Source organism: Rathayibacter sp. AY1F4, assembly GCF_002931775.1.
Lineage (GTDB): Bacteria > Actinomycetota > Actinomycetes > Actinomycetales > Microbacteriaceae > Rathayibacter.
In genome coordinates this window covers 1-16760 of sequence record NZ_PSVE01000005.1, presented here as the reverse complement: position 1 = coordinate 16760, position 16760 = coordinate 1, and the positions used below count along the sequence as shown (strand labels likewise).

Below are 16760 nucleotides of genomic sequence, written 5' to 3'. Positions count from 1 at the left end.
GTGTGGGAGCTCCGTGGGATCAGTAGTCGGGCTCCCTCGGGCGGCGGGGCCGGGCGTCGTCGGCCCCGTCGGACTGCTGCATCGCCTGGTCGATGAGCGCCTGCCGCATCGGATCGGGGAACTCGTCGTCGAGCTCGTCCGGCTCCGCGGGGCGCCTCGGAGGAGCGGGGGCCTCCTCCGCGGCGACGGTGGGCGCGGCCATCGCCGCCTCCACGAGCGCGAAGTCCTCCTCGTCCATGGCCGTGGCCGCTGCGGGTGCCGGGCGGTGCCGCCGCCGCGAGAGGAACGCGCCGATGCTCTCGGAGCGCGAGGCGAGGATCGGCCCGACGATCGCCATGATCAGCACGTAGAGGCCGGCGAAGGGCTGGATCCGCTCGTCGAGCCCCGCCGAGAGCGAGAGCGTCGCCAGGATGAGCGCGAACTCGCCGCGGTTGTGCAGGATGAACGCCGCGTTCAGGCCCGCGCGCGGTCCGAGCTTGTTGAGCCACGCGACGAACTGCCCCGCGCCGAGGTTGAGGACGATGGTCATCACCGCGGCGATCAGCACCGGGACCACGACGCTCGGGAACGCGCCGGGATCCAGCCCGAGGCCGAAGTTGACGAAGAAGAAGGCTCCGAACACGTCGCGCAGCGGGATCGCGATGTGCTCGACCCTCGACCGGAACCGCGTCGCTCCGATGACCAGTCCGATCAGGAACGCACCGATCGCGTCCGTCACTCCGAGGACCTCGCCGATGCCGCCGAACAGGATGGCGAGACCGAAGAACAGGATCGTGAACAGCTCGTCGTCGCGGGTGCGGAAGAAGCGAGAGACGACCTTCCCGCCCCAGCGGGCGATCGCGAACATCACCACGAGGAACGCGAACGCGATGACGAGCTTGAGCACCACCGGCCACGGCTCCGTCTCGCCCGAGAGCACCACGGACACGATCGCCAGGTAGACCGCGATGAAGATGTCCTCGACGACCGTGACGCCCAGGATCATCGGCGTCTCGGGGTTCGCCAGGCGCTTGAGCTCGATCAGCAGCTTGGTGACGATCGCGCTCGAGCTCGTCGCCGTGATGCCGGCGATGATCAGCGCCTCGCGGCTCCCCCAGCCCAGCGCGAAGCCGAAGCCGAGGCCGACGGCCATGTTGACCGCGATATAGGAGCCGCCGGAGAGGATCAGACGGCCGGCGTTCCCGAAGAACTCGTCCTGGTCGAACTCCAGGCCGAGATTGAACAGCAGCAGGATCAGCCCGAAGACCGCGGTCAGCTCGATGTAGCTCGACTCGAAGTCGAGTGGGAAGAGGTGGAAGTTCGGGCTCGCGAGGAGCCCGACGACCATGTAGATCGGGATGGCCGGGAGCCCGATCGTCCTCCCCAGCCGGCCGAGGACGTAGGCGACGACGAACAGGACGCCGAGGACGATGAGGTCTTCGCCGTGGTGCATCCTCAGGCTCCGGGCGGGGCGTCGACCGTCTTGGCGAAGCTGCCGGTGCGGAAGAACGCGAACGCCTTGGCGACCTTCTCGGGGCTACCGGCGACCACGAGGGTGTCGCCGGGGAAGACGCGGAAGTCGGGGGCCGGCGCCGGATTGGCGGCGTCGCCCCGGACCACGGCGACGACGGTCAGCCCGACGATCCCTCGGTCGGCGGGCTTGCCGAGCTGCTGTCCGGCGATGTGGTCGTCGTAGTCGACGGTGAACCAGTCGATCGAGAGGCCCGGGATCTGGTCGAGCGCGGTCAGCGACTCCGTGATCTGCGTGCCGCCGAGCAGCTCGGCGAGCGTGTGCGCCTCGTCGTCGCTCAGGCGGAGCGACACCTTGGCGCCGTCCTGGTCGCCCTCGGCGAACGTGATCAGGTCGCTGTGGCCGGAGCGGTGGGCGATGACCCCGACCTTGCCGCCGTCGGCCGTCAGGAACGTGTGCAGAACGCCGACACCGGGCAGTTTGACCCTGCGGACCTCGACCATGCGTGCTCCCTCCGCGCCGTGCGGCGCTCCCACTCGGGACTTCCAGCTTAGGCGCGTGCGGAGCCCTCCTGCCGAGGGAACCCCGACCCGTCGAGGGATCCCGCAGTTTCCCGGCGGCCTCGACGGTCCGGGCTCCACCGCTGTCCGCAGTGAGTGGAGGGGAGGCTCCACAGAGGGAGCGGAGGGAGGGAATGGTGGACGGAAGCGTGCAGTGGGGATCTGTCGAGACGGGGCGTGCCGCCGGTCGGACGAGTTCATGCGGTTGCGCCGCGGTACGCGCGGACCGGCGAGTGGGCGGGGGCCTCCGAGGACGAGCGGCAGCGGGCGCGGATCGACGCCGTGGCCGCGACCTGGACCACGCCCTTCTTCCTCCGGAGTCGGCGGCGGTCCGCGGACTCCCCTCGGTCGAGCCGCTCGCGCAGACCGTGCATGTCGAGGGGCGACGGACCTGGGCAGCCGGACGTGGAACGGCGTCGCGGAGCGCGCGTCCGCCCTCACCCGCACTGATCGACGGACTCGCCGTCTCGGATCTCGCGCAGACCGCCGTCGACCTGGACCGACCCGGCGTTCCTCCGAGACCGCTCGCCCGAGCACGTGCTTCTCGCCGAGACGCGCCGGGAGGACCGGCTCCGCGCGCGGGTCCGCAGCGTCGTCCGCTGGGCTGGCGCGAGGCCTACGACGCCGGCCCCCTGCTCATCCGTCCGGCCCGCTCCGGCGTCCGCCGCGTCGAGGGACGCCCGGGCCGTCCAGAGAGCCCGCTGTTCGCGACGGCCTCAACGGTCCGGATCGCCTCGGTCGGTGAGCGTCAGCTGGGCTGGTACGGCGCGACGACGACCTCGACCCGCTGGAACTCCTTGAGGTCGGAGTAGCCGGTCGTCGCCATCGAGCGGCGCAGGGCGCCGATGAGGTTCGCCGTGCCGTCGGCGCCGGTCGCCGGGCCGTAGAGGACCTGCTCGAGGGTGCCGACGGTGCCGACCTCGACGCGGCGGCCTCGCGGCAGCTGCGGGTGGTGCGCCTCCGCGCCCCAGTGCCAGCCGCCGCCCGGAGCGTCGGTCGCGCGGGCCAGCGCCGAGCCGAGCATCACGGCGTCCGCGCCCACCGCGACGGCCTTCACGATGTCGCCGGAGGTGCCGAGGCCGCCGTCCGCGATGACGTGCACGTAGCGTCCGCCCGACTCGTCGAGGTAGTCGCGGCGAGCGCCGGCGACATCGGCGACCGCGGTCGCCATCGGAGCCTGGATGCCGAGCGTCGTGCGAGTGGTGGAGGCGGCACCGCCGCCGAACCCGACGAGGACGCCCGCGGCGCCCGTGCGCATGAGGTGCAGGGCCGCGGTGTAGGTGGAGGCGCCGCCGACGATGACGGGCACGTCGAGCTCGTAGATGAACTTCTTGAGGTTCAGCGGCTCGGTGTCGCGCGAGACGTGCTCGGCCGAGACGGTCGTGCCGCGGATGACGAACACGTCGACCCCGGCGTCGACGACGGTCTGGTACAGCTCCGCGGTCCGCTGGGGCGAGAGGGCCCCGGCGACGGTGACGCCCGCGGCGCGGATCTCGGCCAGGCGCGCGGTCACCAGCTCGGGGCGGATCGGAGCGGAGTAGATCTCCTGCATCCGCTGCGTCGCGGTCTCGGCCGGAAGCCTGCGGATCTCCTCGAGCAGCGGCTCCGGGTCCTCGTACCGCGTCCACAGGCCCTCGAGGTCCAGGACGCCCAGCGCCCCCAGATGCCCGAGCCGGATCGCCGTCGCTGGCGACACCACCGAGTCCATCGGCGCGGCGAGGATCGGCGTCGCGAACTGGTACGCGTCGATCGACCACTTCACCGACACGACCTCGGGGTCGCGCGTCCGGCGGCTCGGGACGACGGCGATGTCGTCGAAGGCGTACGCGCGGCGGGCGCGCTTGGCGCGACCGATCTCGATCTCCATGACGCAGAGTTTACTGTGGCTCGCTCCTCGCTCCGCTCGTCGCTCGCCCGCGGTCGGCCCGAGCGGGCGGTCGCGTTCCGCAGAGCGTCCCGCGTCCGCGCTACACCGATCCGCTCGCACGCGGACCGCCGGCTACCGCTGAGCGGTGTCAGCCGTGGCTCGCTCCTCGCTCCGCTCGCCGCTCGCCCGCGGTCGGCCCGAGCGGGCGGTCGCGTTCCGCAGAGCGTCCCGCGTCCGCGCTACGCCGATCCGCTCGCACGCGGATCGACGGCTACCGCTGAGCGGTATCAGCTGTGGCTCGCTCGCCGCTCGCCCGCGGTCGGCCCGAGCGGGCGGTCGCGTTCCGCAGAGCGTCCCGCGTCCGCGCTACGCCGATCCGCTAGAACGCGGATCGACGGTTATCTCTCCCACCTTGCACGGGAGGCCCTGATCGCTTGCCCGCGGTCGGCCCGGGCAGGTGGCCACGTTCCGCAGAGGCGTACGCCCGCGCCTCGACGATCCGGCGGAACGATCGTCGGCTACCGCTCCCACCGGGCTCCGCACCAGTCCGTGATCGACGCGAGCAGTCGCACACCACCAGCAGGTGAAGCCTGCGCGGCCGCGACGACGACTTGCTGGGACACGGGACGCCAGTCCCCACTCCGTCGCGCTCACGCGGTGAGGCACGACCACTCCCCCGCATGCGGAAAGGCGGAAGCCTCCCCCCGCAGTCGCGGCGGCGCCTCGCGCCGCTCGCGCTGCGTCCCCCGCCCCTCAGCCGAGAATCGGTGCTCGTCTCCCGGAGGGAGGCGGCGGATCGGGATCGCGGCCCCTCCGGCGTGGTGGGCGTATGGGCCGCAGGCCCATCGGGCAGAGGGGCCGCGATCCCGATCCGCCGCCGGCCCCACCAGCCCCCCTCAGCGCCGGTAGTTCGGAGCCTCCACCACCATCTGCACATCGTGCGGGTGCGACTCCTTCAGCCCGGCCGCCGTGATGCGCACGAACTTCCCGCGCTCCTTCAGCTCGGGGATGGTGCGCGCTCCGACGTAGAACATCGACTGGCGGAGCCCGCCGGCGAGCTGGTACGCCACGTTCGCGAGCGGGCCGCGGTAGGGCACCTGGCCCTCGATGCCCTCGGCGATCAGCTTGTCGTCGGTGGGCACGTCGGACTGGAAGTAGCGGTCCTTCGAGTAGGAGGTCCGCTCGCCGCGGGTCTGCAGGGCGCCGAGGGAGCCCATCCCGCGGTAGGTCTTGAACTGCTTGCCGTTCTGGAACACGAGGTCGCCGGGGCTCTCCTCGCAGCCCGCGAGGAGCGAGCCGAGCATGACGGTGTCGGCGCCGGCGACGAGCGCCTTGGCGATGTCGCCGGAGTACTGGAGGCCGCCGTCGGCGATCACGGGTACGCCGGACTCGCGCGCGGCGAGGGACGCCTCGTAGACCGCCGTGACCTGCGGGACTCCGACGCCGGCGACGACGCGGGTGGTGCAGATCGAGCCGGGGCCGACGCCGACCTTGATGGCGTCGGCGCCCGCATCGACGAGGGCCTGCGCCCCGGAGCGGGTCGCGACGTTGCCGCCGATGACGTCGACGCCGGCGAACGCGGAGTCGGACTTCAGGCGGCGGATGATGTCGAGCACGCCGGCGGAGTCGCCGTTGGCGGTGTCGACGACGATCACGTCGACGCCCGCGTCGAGCAGGGCGGTGGCGCGCTGCCAGGCGTCGCCGAAGAAGCCGATCGCGGCGCCGACCCGCAGGCGGCCCTCGTCGTCCTTCGTGGCGTTGGGGTACTGCTCCGACTTGTCGAAGTCCTTGACCGTGATGAGGCCGGCGAGCTTGCCCTGTGCGTCGACGAGGGGCAGCTTCTCGATCTTGTGCTGCGCGAAGAGGGCGATGACCTCGCTGTCCGGGATGCCGACGCGGCCCGTGATGAGGCCGGTGCTGGTCATCACGTCGCGGACGAGCGTGGTCGCCTTCTCGAACGGCGAGACGAAGCGCATGTCGCGGTTGGTGATGATGCCCACGAGCACGCCGGTGGAGTCGACGACGGGGAGGCCGCTGATCCGGTACTGGCCGCAGAGGTCGTCGACCTGGGCGACGGTGGCGTCCGGGGTGGTGGTGACGGGGTTCGAGACCATGCCCGACTCGCTCCGCTTCACCCGGTCGACCTGGTCGGCCTGGTCGGCGATGGAGAGGTTGCGGTGCAGGACGCCGAGGCCGCCCTGGCGGGCCATCGCGATCGCCATGCGCGCCTCGGTGACGGTGTCCATCGCCGCGGAGAGCAGCGGGGTCGCCACGCTGATGCGCTTGGTGAGACGGGAGGCCGTGTCGGCCTCGCTCGGGATGACGTCGGTGTGCCCCGGGAGGAGCATGACGTCGTCGTAGGTGAGTCCGAGGAATCCGAAGGGATCCGGCTGGTCCATCAATGCCCCTTAGCAGGTCGAGTGCGGGAGCCCGGAGAGGACGGGAGGAGTCCGCTCACGAGCGCCACGGTTGTTCGATCTTAAGCGCCGTGAGGCTCGCGGTATTCCTCGACTGCGCGGCCGCCGGGCCGCGGATGGGCGCTGGAGCGCTCTCCTCTCCCTCATAATGTCGTCACGCGTAAGTGCGGACGGTGAAACACCGCCGACACATGCGGAACGTATGGTCAACCAACGTTGTTTGACGACGGCGATTCGGGCGTGCCCGGAGACCCCATCCGTCTGTGCACCCTGACGAGAGGTAGACGTCTTGCTCACAGCCAGCCGTTCGATGCGCCGCCAGCGCTCGACGACCCTGCATCCGACGGACCGGGAGGCGCCCCGTGGATAGGAGACGCCCGAGGCTCCGAGACCGGCTCCTGGCCCTGGGTCTGCTCGCCGCGACCCTCACCGGGATCGCCGCGGCGGCCCCTGCCGCACTCGCCGCCACCACCGCCGACCAGTCGATCATCGCCTGGGTCCGCGTGCAGGGGACGAACGAGAACCTGACGGGGGTGACCGTCGAGATCGGCGGCGACGCCTCCGCGACCGTGACCACCGGCGAGGACGGCCGGGCCGCGTTCCCCCTCGACGCCGCGGGCACCTACACGGTGACCGTCGACGAGGAGTCCCTGCCCGCCGACAAGGGCTACCCCGCCGCGGGTCAGAACCCGAAGCAGGTGAAGATCGTCGCCTCGCAGAACCAGATCGTCAACTTCATCGTCTCGACGGCCAACCCGAAGGGCTCCGGAGCGACCGTCCCGGTCCCGACGGACTCCGCGGCTCCGACGAGCCCCGCGACCGAGGGCACGACCGGCAACGACGCGACGAACCCCGACGGGACGTCCAACGCGGTGAACCAGCCGGTATCGGCCGACACGTTCTGGATCATCTTCTGGCCGAAGGTCGTCACCGGACTGATCTTCGGGCTCCTGATCGCCCTCGCGGCGATCGGCGCCTCGCTGATCTACGGCGTGACCGGCCTGAACAACTTCGCCCACGGCGAGCTGGTCACGTTCGGCGCACTGATGGCGTACCTCTTCTCCGGGGTCTTCGGACTCCCGGCGCTGCTGGCCATCCCGATCGCGGTGATCCTCGGCGGGGCCTTCGGCTTCGTCCAGGACGGACTGCTCTGGAAGCCGCTGCGGAAGAAGGGCATCCAGCTCATCCCGCTGATGATCGTGACGATCGGCCTCTCGCTGGCCCTGCGCTACGTGTTCGTCTTCTTCTTCGGAGCCGACCGCCTCTCGCTCCCCAACAGCACCGCTCCGTTCTTCACGGTGCCGGAGCTCGGGATCAGCCTGAAGTTCACCGACATCGTCGGCGCCGTCGTCGGCGTCGTCTGCATCGTCGCCGTGGCCTACGTCCTCACGAAGACGAAGATCGGCAAGGCGATGCGGGCGGTCTCGGACAATCGGGCCCTCGCCTCCGCCTCGGGCATCAACGTCGAGCGCGTCATCCGCGTCGTCTGGGTGATGTCGGGCGCTCTCGCCGCACTGGCGGGCGTCTACATCGGCTACTACCAGTCGCTGCGCTGGGACACGGGAGCGTCGATCCTGCTGCTGATCTTCGCGGCGATCACCCTCGGCGGACTCGGCTCCGCCTACGGCGCGCTGGTCGGCTCGCTCATCATCGGACTGATGATGAACATCTCGACGATCTGGATCCCGGAGAACCTCAAGTACGTGGCTCCGCTCGTTCTCATGATCATCATCCTCCTGGTCAGGCCGCAGGGAATCCTGGGCCGCAAGGAACGGATCGGCTAGGACACCATGAACCTCAACTTCATCTGGCTGGCGATCGGGCAGATCGTCGATCCCACTGTCGCCGCGTACGCGCTGGCGACCATCGGCCTGGTCATCCACTTCGGATTCACGGGGCTGCTCAACTTCGGACAGGCCGGCTTCATGGCGGTGGGCGGCTACGCCTTCGCCATCACCTCGGTCAAGTTCGAGTGGCCCGTCTGGGGCTCCTTCCTCGCGACGATCGTCGCGGCGACCGTCTTCGCGCTCATCCTGGGCATCCCGACGCTCCGGCTGCGGGCCGACTACCTCTCGATCGTCACGATCGCGGCGGCGGAGATCATCCGGCTCTCGGTCAAGACCCCCGAGTTCTCGGCGATCACCGGCGGCTCGGAGGGCATCAACGGCGCGGCGAAGGCGTTCAACGACCTCAACCCGCTCCCCGAGGGCCGCTGGGGCATCGGCGTCCTCACCTACAGCCAGGACCAGTGGTGGGTGCGGATCGTCGGCTGGGGCCTCGTGCTCCTGGCCTGCCTCCTGGTGTTCCTCCTGATGCGCAGCCCCTGGGGCCGCGTCATCAAGGGCATCCGCGAGGACGAGGACGCCGTGCGCTCGCTCGGCAAGAACGTCTTCTCGTACAAGATCCAGGCGCTCATCCTGGGCGGCGTGCTCGGTGGCCTCGCAGGCGCGCTGTTCATCCTCCCCCGCTCGCTCCAGCCCGACAACTACGGCACCCAGCTCACGTTCTTCCTGTACACGATCATGCTGCTGGGCGGCGCCGCGACGGTCTTCGGACCCGTCGTCGGCTCGATCATCTTCTGGGTCGTCCTCGGTCTGACCGACGGGCTGCTCACGCTCGGGATCGACACCGGGGTCCTCAACAACGACCTCATCCGCCTCACCACCGTGCAGACCGGACCCATCCGGTTCATCGTGGTGGGGGTAGCCCTCATGCTCCTGGTGATCTTCAGACCCCAGGGGATCTTCGGCAAGAAGAAGGATCTGCACTTTGCCTAAGACGCCGGTCTCGGACATCACCGAGGAAGCAATCGTCCCCGGGGTCAGGAAGAAGGACCCCATCGTCGTCGCCGACAACGTCAGCCGCCGCTTCGGCGGCCTGACCGCGGTCGACGTCGAGCACCTCGAGATCCCCCGCGGATCCATCACCGCCCTGATCGGCCCGAACGGAGCCGGCAAGACCACGTTCTTCAACCTGCTGACGGGCTTCGACAAGCCCAACACCGGCAAGTGGAACTTCAAGGGCAAGAACCTCGCCAACGTCCCGGCCTACCGGGTGTCGCGGATGGGCATGGTGCGCACGTTCCAGCTCACCAAGGCGCTCGGCGGCATGACGGTGCTCGAGAACATGCTGCTCGGCGCGAAGGGGCAGAAGGGCGAGAACATCTTCACCTCGCTCATCCGCCCGCTGTGGTCGAAGGAGGAGGACTCGATCGAGCAGCGCGCGATCCGCCTGCTCGAGAAGTTCAAGCTGGACACCAAGCGGGACGACTACGCGTCGAGCCTGTCGGGCGGCCAGAAGAAGCTGCTCGAGATGGCGCGGGCGCTGATGTCGGAGCCCGAGCTCGTCATGCTCGACGAGCCGATGGCCGGGGTGAACCCGGCGCTGACGCAGTCGCTCCTGGGTCACATCGTGAACCTGAAGGACGAGGGCATGACCGTGCTCTTCGTCGAGCACGACATGCACATGGTCAACACGATCGCCGACTGGGTGATCGTGATGGCCGAGGGCAAGGTCGTCGCCGAGGGCCCGCCCTCGACCGTGATGAACGACCCGGCCGTCATCGACGCGTACCTGGGCGCGCACCACGACACCGACCTGGGCACGATCGAGGGCCAGCTCGAGATCGCCGAGGAGATGGACTCCGACCTCGTCCGCGAGGACGTGGAGCGGCAGGCGGAGCAGGCCGGCGTCCCGACGCCCGGCCACGACGCTCCGGCCGCCGGAACGGCGTCCCCGTCGGCCTCCGCGCCGACGAGCGTCGCCCCGACGACCGACGCCCCGGCCGTCGAATTCGAGAAGGACGAGAGATGACCGCCGACACGACGACTCCGAACACCCTCGAGACGCACGATCTGCACGCGGGCTACGTGCCGGGGGTCAACATCCTCAACGGCTCGAACGTCTACGTGAAGCGCGGCGAGCTCGTCGGGATCATCGGCCCGAACGGCGCCGGCAAGTCGACGCTGCTGAAGGCGATGTTCGGCCTGGTCAACATCCGCCAGGGCACCGTCCTCTTGAACGGCGAGGACATCACCGGCCTCAAGGCCGACAAGCTGGTGTCCAAGGGCGTGGGCTTCGTGCCGCAGAACAACAACGTCTTCCCGTCGCTCACCATCGAGGAGAACCTCGAGATGGGCATGTACCAGAAGCCGAAGCTGTACAGGGAGCGGCTCGAGTTCGTCACCGAGCTCTTCCCGGAGCTCAGCAAGCGGCTCAAGCAGCGCTCGGGGTCGCTCTCGGGCGGTGAGCGCCAGATGGTGGCGATGTCGCGGGCTCTGATGATGGACCCGTCGATGCTGCTGCTCGACGAGCCCAGCGCCGGCCTGTCCCCGATGCGGCAGGACGAGACGTTCGTCAACGTGCAGCGGATCAACCGCGCGGGCGTCTCGATCATGATCGTCGAGCAGAACGCGCGGCGGGCGCTGCAGATCTGCGACCGCGGCTACGTCCTCGACCAGGGCCGCGACGCCTACGAGGGCGCGGGCCGGGAGCTGATGAACGACCCCAAGGTCATCGAGCTCTACCTGGGCACGCTCGCGACGACCAACGAGGTCACCACGAGCACCCCGACCGTCGGCGGCTGATCCCCGCTGCGAAGGGCCCGTCGTCTCCGGACGACGGGCCCTTCGTCGTTGCCGGGGCGCGGAGCGGGCGCGAGCGGGGCCGAGGGGCCGGTGCGGCTCCGGGGCGGAGGCGGGGCCGCTCGCCCAGGGCGCCGGGCGGCTCGGAGACCACCCCGAGCAGGGCGGGAAGGCAGGCGGCTCGGTGCCCGGAGACGCGCCGGCACGGGGTGCCGCAGAAGGGAGGCGGGGGGGCCGCTCTCCCGGCGCGGACAGGCCTTCACCGGTCTCTCCGCGATGCCCGCCGAACCCCCCGGAAGTCGGCGGAACGGCGGGCCGGACCTTCGGTCTCCTGTCCGCGGGACGAGGGCAGGACAGCGAGAGTCTCTCCGCTTCGGCGACCCCCACGAGGGGGACAGGATATCGCCCTTCCTGCCGTAGTTTTGGGGACACGGGACAGCCCTGCAGGGGGACGTCCCGCTCCCCTCTCCCCCGGTAGGGACCGCGATCGGTCGCCGATCTCCTCCCCTCCCCGCAGCGCCTCGAGCGCCGCGTCGTCCGCCTCGAAGGAGCCGACCATGAAGAGCTACACCCCCGCCCCTGTGGAACTCGGAGCCGGCTTCGGCACCGGTGCGATCGGCGACTACGAGCGCTGGCGCGTCGTCGGCGTCTACGCCCAGGTCGTCATCGCCGAGACCACCGGCGGCAAGCGCCGCAACTACAGCCGCTCCTTCGTCACGTACCGCCTGGCGCAGGAGGCGGAGCTGCTCCGCGCCTCCTAGGCCCTCCGCACTCCACGAGCGCGCGTCCTCCCCCCGGAGGGCGCGCGCTTCTGCGTTCGACGTCGTCGCTCCCGCCCGCGGTCCGGCAGAGCGCTCCTCGAGGCCGGAGGAGGCGCTCGGAGCCGTTCACAGGCTGTCCGAGCCGCTCCTCCTCCCGAGTGTCTCCTGGACGGGACGCGAGGCCCTGGACGCCGCGGAGCCGTCCGCCCGCACCCGGCAGCGGTCGCCCTCGCGGACGACCGCCGCGCCTCGCTGCGTCCGCGCGACGACGCGTCTCCGGCTCTGCGCTCCGGGAACGGCGAAGGGGCCCGGTCCGAAGACCGAGCCCCTCAGGGATGCGGCAGGAGCCGCGTCACCGCGTCGTCAGTTCAGCGAACCCTCGACGGTCTCCTCGAAGGAAGTGGTGTTGCCCGTGCCGTACTTGTAGATCGAGACCGAGGCCTCGCTGGTGTCGCCGTTCTCGTCGAACGAGATCGGGCCGGAGAGGCCGTCGTAGTCGACGTCCTCGCCGTCGGCGATGAGCTTCGCGCAGTCGGCGAAGGTCGTGCACTTGGTGCCGCCCTCCGAGACCGACATGAGGTTGTCGCGGATGGTCGCACCGTCCGTCGCCTTGCCCTGGAGCGCGGCGAGAGCGGTCAGGACCGTGGCGTCGTACGACTCCGGCGCGTAGCTGAACACGGTCAGCGCGTCGTTGCCCTGCGACTCGACGAGCGACTGCAGCTTGCCCTGGAAGTCCTCGGACGCCTGGACGCCGGGGTTGGTGAACTGCGCGCCGGCGATGTCGACGTTGGTGTCGGACTCGCCGATGACGCCGTAGTTGCCGTCCGTGCCGTAGAGCTTCGAGAAGTCGAAGCCCTTGGCCGAGAGCTGCTCCGCGATGGTCTTGATCTCGTCGAACGAGATGACGACCAGCGCGTCGGGGTTCGGGGCGAGGACCGAGGTCAGCGCCGAGTTGAAGTCGGTCGACGCCGGCTCGAAGATCTCCTCGGCCGCGACGGATGCTCCGCCCGCCTCGAGGGTCTCCTTGATGTTCTTCTCGAGGCCGGTGCCGTACGCGTCGTTCATGTACAGGATCGAGACGTTGGTCTTGCCGTCGCCGAGGATCTTGTTGCCGAGGATGCGGCCCTGGAGCACGTCCGAGGGAGCGGTGCGCCAGTAGTAGCCGTCGTCGTCGTAGGTCGTGAAGTCCGGCGAGGTGTTGGCCGGCGAGATCTGGACGACGCCCGCCTGGGTCACCTGGTCGATGAAGGTCTTCGAGACGCCCGAGGACGCCGCGCCGATGATGGCGGAGACGTTGTCGGCGATGAGGGACGTGGCCGACTGCGTCGCGATGTCGGTCGTGGTGTCGCCCGAGTCCTTCTGCTCCACGTCGATCGTGATGCCGGCCTTGGCGTCGTTGATGTCGACGACCGCCTGGTCGACGCCCGCGATCTCGGGCGGGCCGAGGACGGCGAGGGTGCCGGTCTGCGGGAGGATCGTGCCGATCTTGAGGGACAGGTCGCCCGAGCCGCTGTCGCCGCCCGATCCGCTGTCGCCGCCGCCGGCGCAGCCGGCGAGGACGAGAGCGCTGGCGCCCAGAATGGCGACGCCGCCGAGGGTTGCCCGGAGGGACCGCGCGCGGGCCGAGCCGGCCTTCGCGTAAACGCCCATGTTGCTCCTTGAGAGGTGTGTGTCAGTGGGAGCGGCGCCGGTGGCAACCGCTCGGCCAACCTAACCTCCGAAGCAGCCGTGAACAATACAGGGGTGTTACCAATACGTTTCGCGACCGGATCGTTACCATTCCGCTGTCGCGCCGCGCCAGGACGACGCGTTCCGCAGATCAGACGGAGGATCGGCGCCGTCTGCGCTCCGCGGCGACGAGGTCGCCTGAGAAGATCGCCAGGGCGGCCCACACCAGCGCGAAGCCGATCCAGCGCTCGAGCGGCATCTCCTCGTGCAGGACGAAGGCCCCGACGAGGAACTGCAGGAACGGCGTCAGGTACTGCACGAAGCCGACGATCGACAGCGGGAGGCGCCGGGCGGCGCCCGCGAACAGGAGCAGCGGGACGGCCGTGACGATGCCGGCCGAGGCGAGGATCAGGGCATGCCCCGTCCCCTCCGTCGTCAGGGTCAGCCCCACCGTGGAGCCGACGATCGCCAGCTGCACGACGGCGAGCGGCGTCAGCCAGAGCGTCTCGAGCGTCAGCCCGCCGACCGCGTCCACCGTGCCACCGACGCGGCTCTTCACCAGGCCGTAGAGGCCGAACGAGAAGGCGAGGGCGAGCGAGATCCACGGGAAGGACCCGTAGCCCACCGCGATGACCAGCACCGCGATCGCGCTGACGCCCATCGCGGCCCACTGCAGGGGCCGCAGGCGCTCGCGCAGCACCAGGACGCCCAGCAGCACCGTGACCAGCGGGTTCATGAAGTAGCCCGGGGCCGCCTCGATGACGTGGCCCGTGGTCGTGGCGATCACGTAGACCTGCCAGTTGACGTAGATGAGCACGCCCGCGATCGCCATCACGCCGAGCAGGCGGGGGCGGCGCAGCAGCGCGCCGAAGGAGCGCCAGCCACGGAGGACCGTGAGCAGGATCACGCAGAAGACGAGCGAGAAGAGCACCCGGAACGCGACGATCTCGAACGGCGAGGCCGGCGCCATCGCGATGAAGTAGAGGGGCATCGCACCCCAGAGCAGGTAGGCCGAGAACGCGAACAGCAGCCCCGTGCCGGACATCCCGCCCGGGCGTCCCGCCGCTCCGAGCGCCTCCACTCCTTCGCCGACGGGCACGTCCGAAGGGGACGGCGAGACGGACTCGGCAGGGGTGCGGGAGCTGGTCACTCCCCCGATGCTACGCAGGCGCGGGGTGGGAGGACGGCCCCGCAGCGGGCGGATCAGGCCACTGGTCGCGAGGAGGACCGGGAACGACGGAAGGGCCCGGCGACCGAGGTCGACGGGCCCTTCCGAGGGATGCTGCCTAGCGGACGACGACCGCGAGGACGTCGCGAGCGGAGAGGACCAGCAGGTCCTCGCCACCGAACTTGACCTCGGTTCCGCCGTACTTGGAGTAGATCACCTTGTCGCCGACGGCGACGTCGAGCGGCACGCGGTTGCCGTTGTCGTCGATGCGACCGGGTCCGACGGCGACGACCTCGCCCTCCTGCGGCTTCTCCTTGGCGGTATCGGGGATGACGAGACCGGAAGCGGTCACCTGCTCCGCCTCGACCTGCTTGATGACGATGCGATCTTCGAGCGGCTTGATGGACACCGACACGGTTGACCTCTTTCTTGACGACGATGTGGGCGGAACGCGGTTCTGGCACACACGCTCCGAGAGTGCTAGATCCATCGTAGGGGCTCCGCTGGCACTCGTGCAATCAGAGTGCCAAGCAGGGCGGCGGACCCGCCGGGAGGCCGTGGCCTACCATGGCCGGATGCGACGCGACGAGCTGGTCGAGCTCCTCTCCCCCGAGGGCCTCCGGCTCCTCGACTCCCTCGACGGCTACCGGTCCGACGACCTGGTGCGGGCTGTGGCACGCCTCCGTGCCGCCGGCCACTCCCCCGTCCTCGTCGCCGCGGTGCTCACCCAGGCGAGGCTCCGGCAGAAGGCGGAGGCGAAGTTCGGAGAGTTCGCCCGCTCGATGCTCTTCACGGACGCGGGACTCGAGCAGGCGACGCGGCTGCGCGTCGCCGCCCTGCACGCCGGCCGGTTCGCTGCGGCGGGAGCGGCGCGCGTCGCCGACCTCGGCAGTGGGATCGGCGGCGACGCCCTCGCGATGGCCGCGATCGACCTGGCGGTCACCGCCGTCGAGGCCGACGAGGTCACCGCGACCCTGGCCAGCTTCAACCTCGCCCCGTTCCCCGCGGCGAGCGCCGTGCACTCCACGGCCGAGGCCTTCGACCTCGACGGCTTCGACGCGGTCTACCTGGACCCGGCACGCCGCACGGCCGGCCACCGCGAGACCCGCCGGCTCGACGATCCGGACGACTACTCCCCCTCGCTCGACTTCGCGTTCGGCCTGGCCGAGCACCGTCCCGTGGGCGTGAAGGTGGGTCCCGGCTTCGACCGCGAGCGCCTGCCGCGGGACGCCGAGGCGCAGTGGGTCTCGGTCGACGGGGAGCTGGTCGAGACCGGGCTCTGGTTCGGTTCTCTGGCGCGCCCGGGCGTGCGCCGCTCCGCTCTGCTGCTCGGCGCGGCCGGCTCCTCCGAGCTCACCGCGGCGGGCGACAGCGAGGACGAGGAGGTCGGCCCCCTCGGCGCGTTCGTGCACGAGCCGGACGGCTCCGCGATCCGCGCGCGCCTCCTGGGCGAGCTCGCGCGCTCCAGCGACTCGCGGATGCTCTCGCCCGGCATCGCCTACCTGACCGGCGACCATGCGGCCGCCTCGCCCTTCCTCCGCAGCTTCCGGGTCCTCGCCGAGCTGCCGCTGGACGAGCGCACGCTGGCGAAGGAGCTGCGCACCCGCGGCATCGGCGTGCTCGAGATCAAGAAGCGCGGGGTGGACGTCGATCCCGCCCGCTTCCGCAAGCGGCTGGGCCTCTCCGGCACCGGCAGCGCGGTGCTGATCCTGACGCGGATCGCCGGGCGCCACCGCGCGCTGCTCGCGGAGCGCGTCGAGCGGCCCGCGCCGGCTCAGTAGCCGGAGGTGCCGGCGGCGAGGGCGACCACGACGAAGACGAGGAAGACCGCCAGGTAGATCAGCGAGACGGCGATGCCGGCGAACCCGGTGATGATCGCGGTCAGCGCGAAGCCGCGCGCGGCCGGCTCGCGCCGGCGTCCGAGGAAGCCGAGCACGACGGCCGGAGCCGACAGCAGGAAGCCGAAGCCGGCGGCGAAGAGCGTGATGACCAGGCCGACGATGCCGAGGATCATCCCGACGAGGCTCAGCGTGCGGGGGACGACGGGCGCCGGTGCGGCCGCATAGGCGGCGGGATGGCCGGGCGCGGAGGAGTAGGCAGGCGCCGAGGGGTACGCGGGCGGGGGCGGCGGCGACCCGTAGGCCGGCGGCGCGGAGTCGGCGAGCGGCACCGACGGCTGCGATGCGGCCGAGGGCGGAGCGGGCGGAGCCGGGACCCACCTTCCCGCCCACGGGACGGTGCTCGGCCAGGCCGAACGCGAAGTCGAGCGAGGGGGAGTAGTCGTCC

General features: G+C 70.6%; 14 protein-coding genes. 6 read left to right on the top strand and 8 right to left on the bottom strand.

Translation table 11 applies throughout. The annotated features are described in order from the left end of the window. Positions 1 to 19 precede the first annotated feature (19 nt). The 4 genes from C5C59_RS03900 to guaB all read right to left on the bottom strand — a co-directional run bounded on the left by C5C59_RS03900 (position 20) and on the right by guaB (position 6276). The gene (locus C5C59_RS03900) at positions 20 to 1432 is read right to left on the bottom strand and encodes a cation:proton antiporter (protein WP_104238460.1); all 1413 of its coding nucleotides are present in this window, start codon (positions 1430 to 1432) and stop codon (positions 20 to 22) included. A gap of 2 nt (positions 1433 to 1434) precedes the next feature. Further along, on the bottom strand, positions 1435 to 1953 hold the full coding sequence (locus C5C59_RS03895) for a cation:proton antiporter regulatory subunit (protein WP_068256939.1): 519 nt from the start codon (positions 1951 to 1953) through the stop codon (positions 1435 to 1437). 805 nt (positions 1954 to 2758) lie between these two features. Further along, a complete protein-coding gene (locus tag C5C59_RS03890) occupies positions 2759 to 3877 on the bottom strand; it encodes a GuaB3 family IMP dehydrogenase-related protein (RefSeq protein WP_104224734.1) in 1119 nt (372 codons plus the stop codon). An 896-nt stretch (positions 3878 to 4773) separates the two neighbouring features. Then, the gene (gene guaB, locus C5C59_RS03885; RefSeq protein WP_104224733.1) at positions 4774 to 6276 is read right to left on the bottom strand and encodes an IMP dehydrogenase; all 1503 of its coding nucleotides are present in this window, start codon (positions 6274 to 6276) and stop codon (positions 4774 to 4776) included. A 380-nt stretch (positions 6277 to 6656) separates the two neighbouring features. Between guaB and C5C59_RS03880 the strand changes: the two genes are divergently transcribed. The 5 genes from C5C59_RS03880 to C5C59_RS03860 all read left to right on the top strand — a co-directional run bounded on the left by C5C59_RS03880 (position 6657) and on the right by C5C59_RS03860 (position 11638). Further along, the gene (locus C5C59_RS03880; RefSeq protein WP_104238459.1) at positions 6657 to 8078 is read left to right on the top strand and encodes a branched-chain amino acid ABC transporter permease; all 1422 of its coding nucleotides are present in this window, start codon (positions 6657 to 6659) and stop codon (positions 8076 to 8078) included. Between the two features lie 6 nt (positions 8079 to 8084). After that, complete coding sequence (locus C5C59_RS03875) at positions 8085 to 9071, top strand: branched-chain amino acid ABC transporter permease (protein ID WP_104224731.1); 987 nt, start codon at positions 8085 to 8087, stop codon at positions 9069 to 9071. Next, positions 9064 to 10107 (top strand): ABC transporter ATP-binding protein, encoded by a 1044-nt coding sequence (locus C5C59_RS03870; protein ID WP_104224730.1) that lies wholly within the window; start codon positions 9064 to 9066, stop codon positions 10105 to 10107. The genes C5C59_RS03875 and C5C59_RS03870 overlap by 8 nt, the downstream gene beginning before the upstream one ends. Next, positions 10104 to 10880 carry an ABC transporter ATP-binding protein gene (locus C5C59_RS03865; protein WP_104238458.1) on the top strand — a complete coding sequence of 259 codons (777 nt, stop codon included), beginning with the start codon at positions 10104 to 10106 and terminating at the stop codon, positions 10878 to 10880. The genes C5C59_RS03870 and C5C59_RS03865 overlap by 4 nt, the downstream gene beginning before the upstream one ends. Positions 10881 to 11434: 554 nt before the next feature. Continuing rightward, complete coding sequence (locus C5C59_RS03860; protein ID WP_104234164.1) at positions 11435 to 11638, top strand: hypothetical protein; 204 nt, start codon at positions 11435 to 11437, stop codon at positions 11636 to 11638. A 363-nt stretch (positions 11639 to 12001) separates the two neighbouring features. Here C5C59_RS03860 and C5C59_RS03855 read toward each other — a convergent pair whose 3' ends face one another. The 3 genes from C5C59_RS03855 to groES form a co-directional block, all read right to left on the bottom strand. Continuing rightward, complete coding sequence (locus tag C5C59_RS03855) at positions 12002 to 13288, bottom strand: ABC transporter substrate-binding protein (RefSeq protein WP_104238457.1); 1287 nt, start codon at positions 13286 to 13288, stop codon at positions 12002 to 12004. A 169-nt stretch (positions 13289 to 13457) separates the two neighbouring features. Beyond that, on the bottom strand, positions 13458 to 14351 hold the full coding sequence (gene rarD / locus C5C59_RS03850; protein ID WP_104238456.1) for an EamA family transporter RarD: 894 nt from the start codon (positions 14349 to 14351) through the stop codon (positions 13458 to 13460). A 241-nt stretch (positions 14352 to 14592) separates the two neighbouring features. Next, positions 14593 to 14889 (bottom strand): co-chaperone GroES, encoded by a 297-nt coding sequence (gene groES, locus C5C59_RS03845; RefSeq protein WP_097167691.1) that lies wholly within the window; start codon positions 14887 to 14889, stop codon positions 14593 to 14595. A 160-nt stretch (positions 14890 to 15049) separates the two neighbouring features. Between groES and C5C59_RS03840 the strand changes: the two genes are divergently transcribed. Then, entirely contained in the window at positions 15050 to 16255 is a 1206-nt protein-coding gene (locus C5C59_RS03840; RefSeq protein ID WP_104251222.1) for an SAM-dependent methyltransferase, read from the top strand. Here C5C59_RS03840 and C5C59_RS16975 read toward each other — a convergent pair. Beyond that, the gene (locus tag C5C59_RS16975) at positions 16249 to 16488 is read right to left on the bottom strand and encodes a hypothetical protein (protein ID WP_104251054.1); all 240 of its coding nucleotides are present in this window, start codon (positions 16486 to 16488) and stop codon (positions 16249 to 16251) included. The two genes, C5C59_RS03840 and C5C59_RS16975, sit on opposite strands and share 7 nt — an antisense overlap. Between the last annotated feature and the right edge of the window lie 272 nt (positions 16489 to 16760).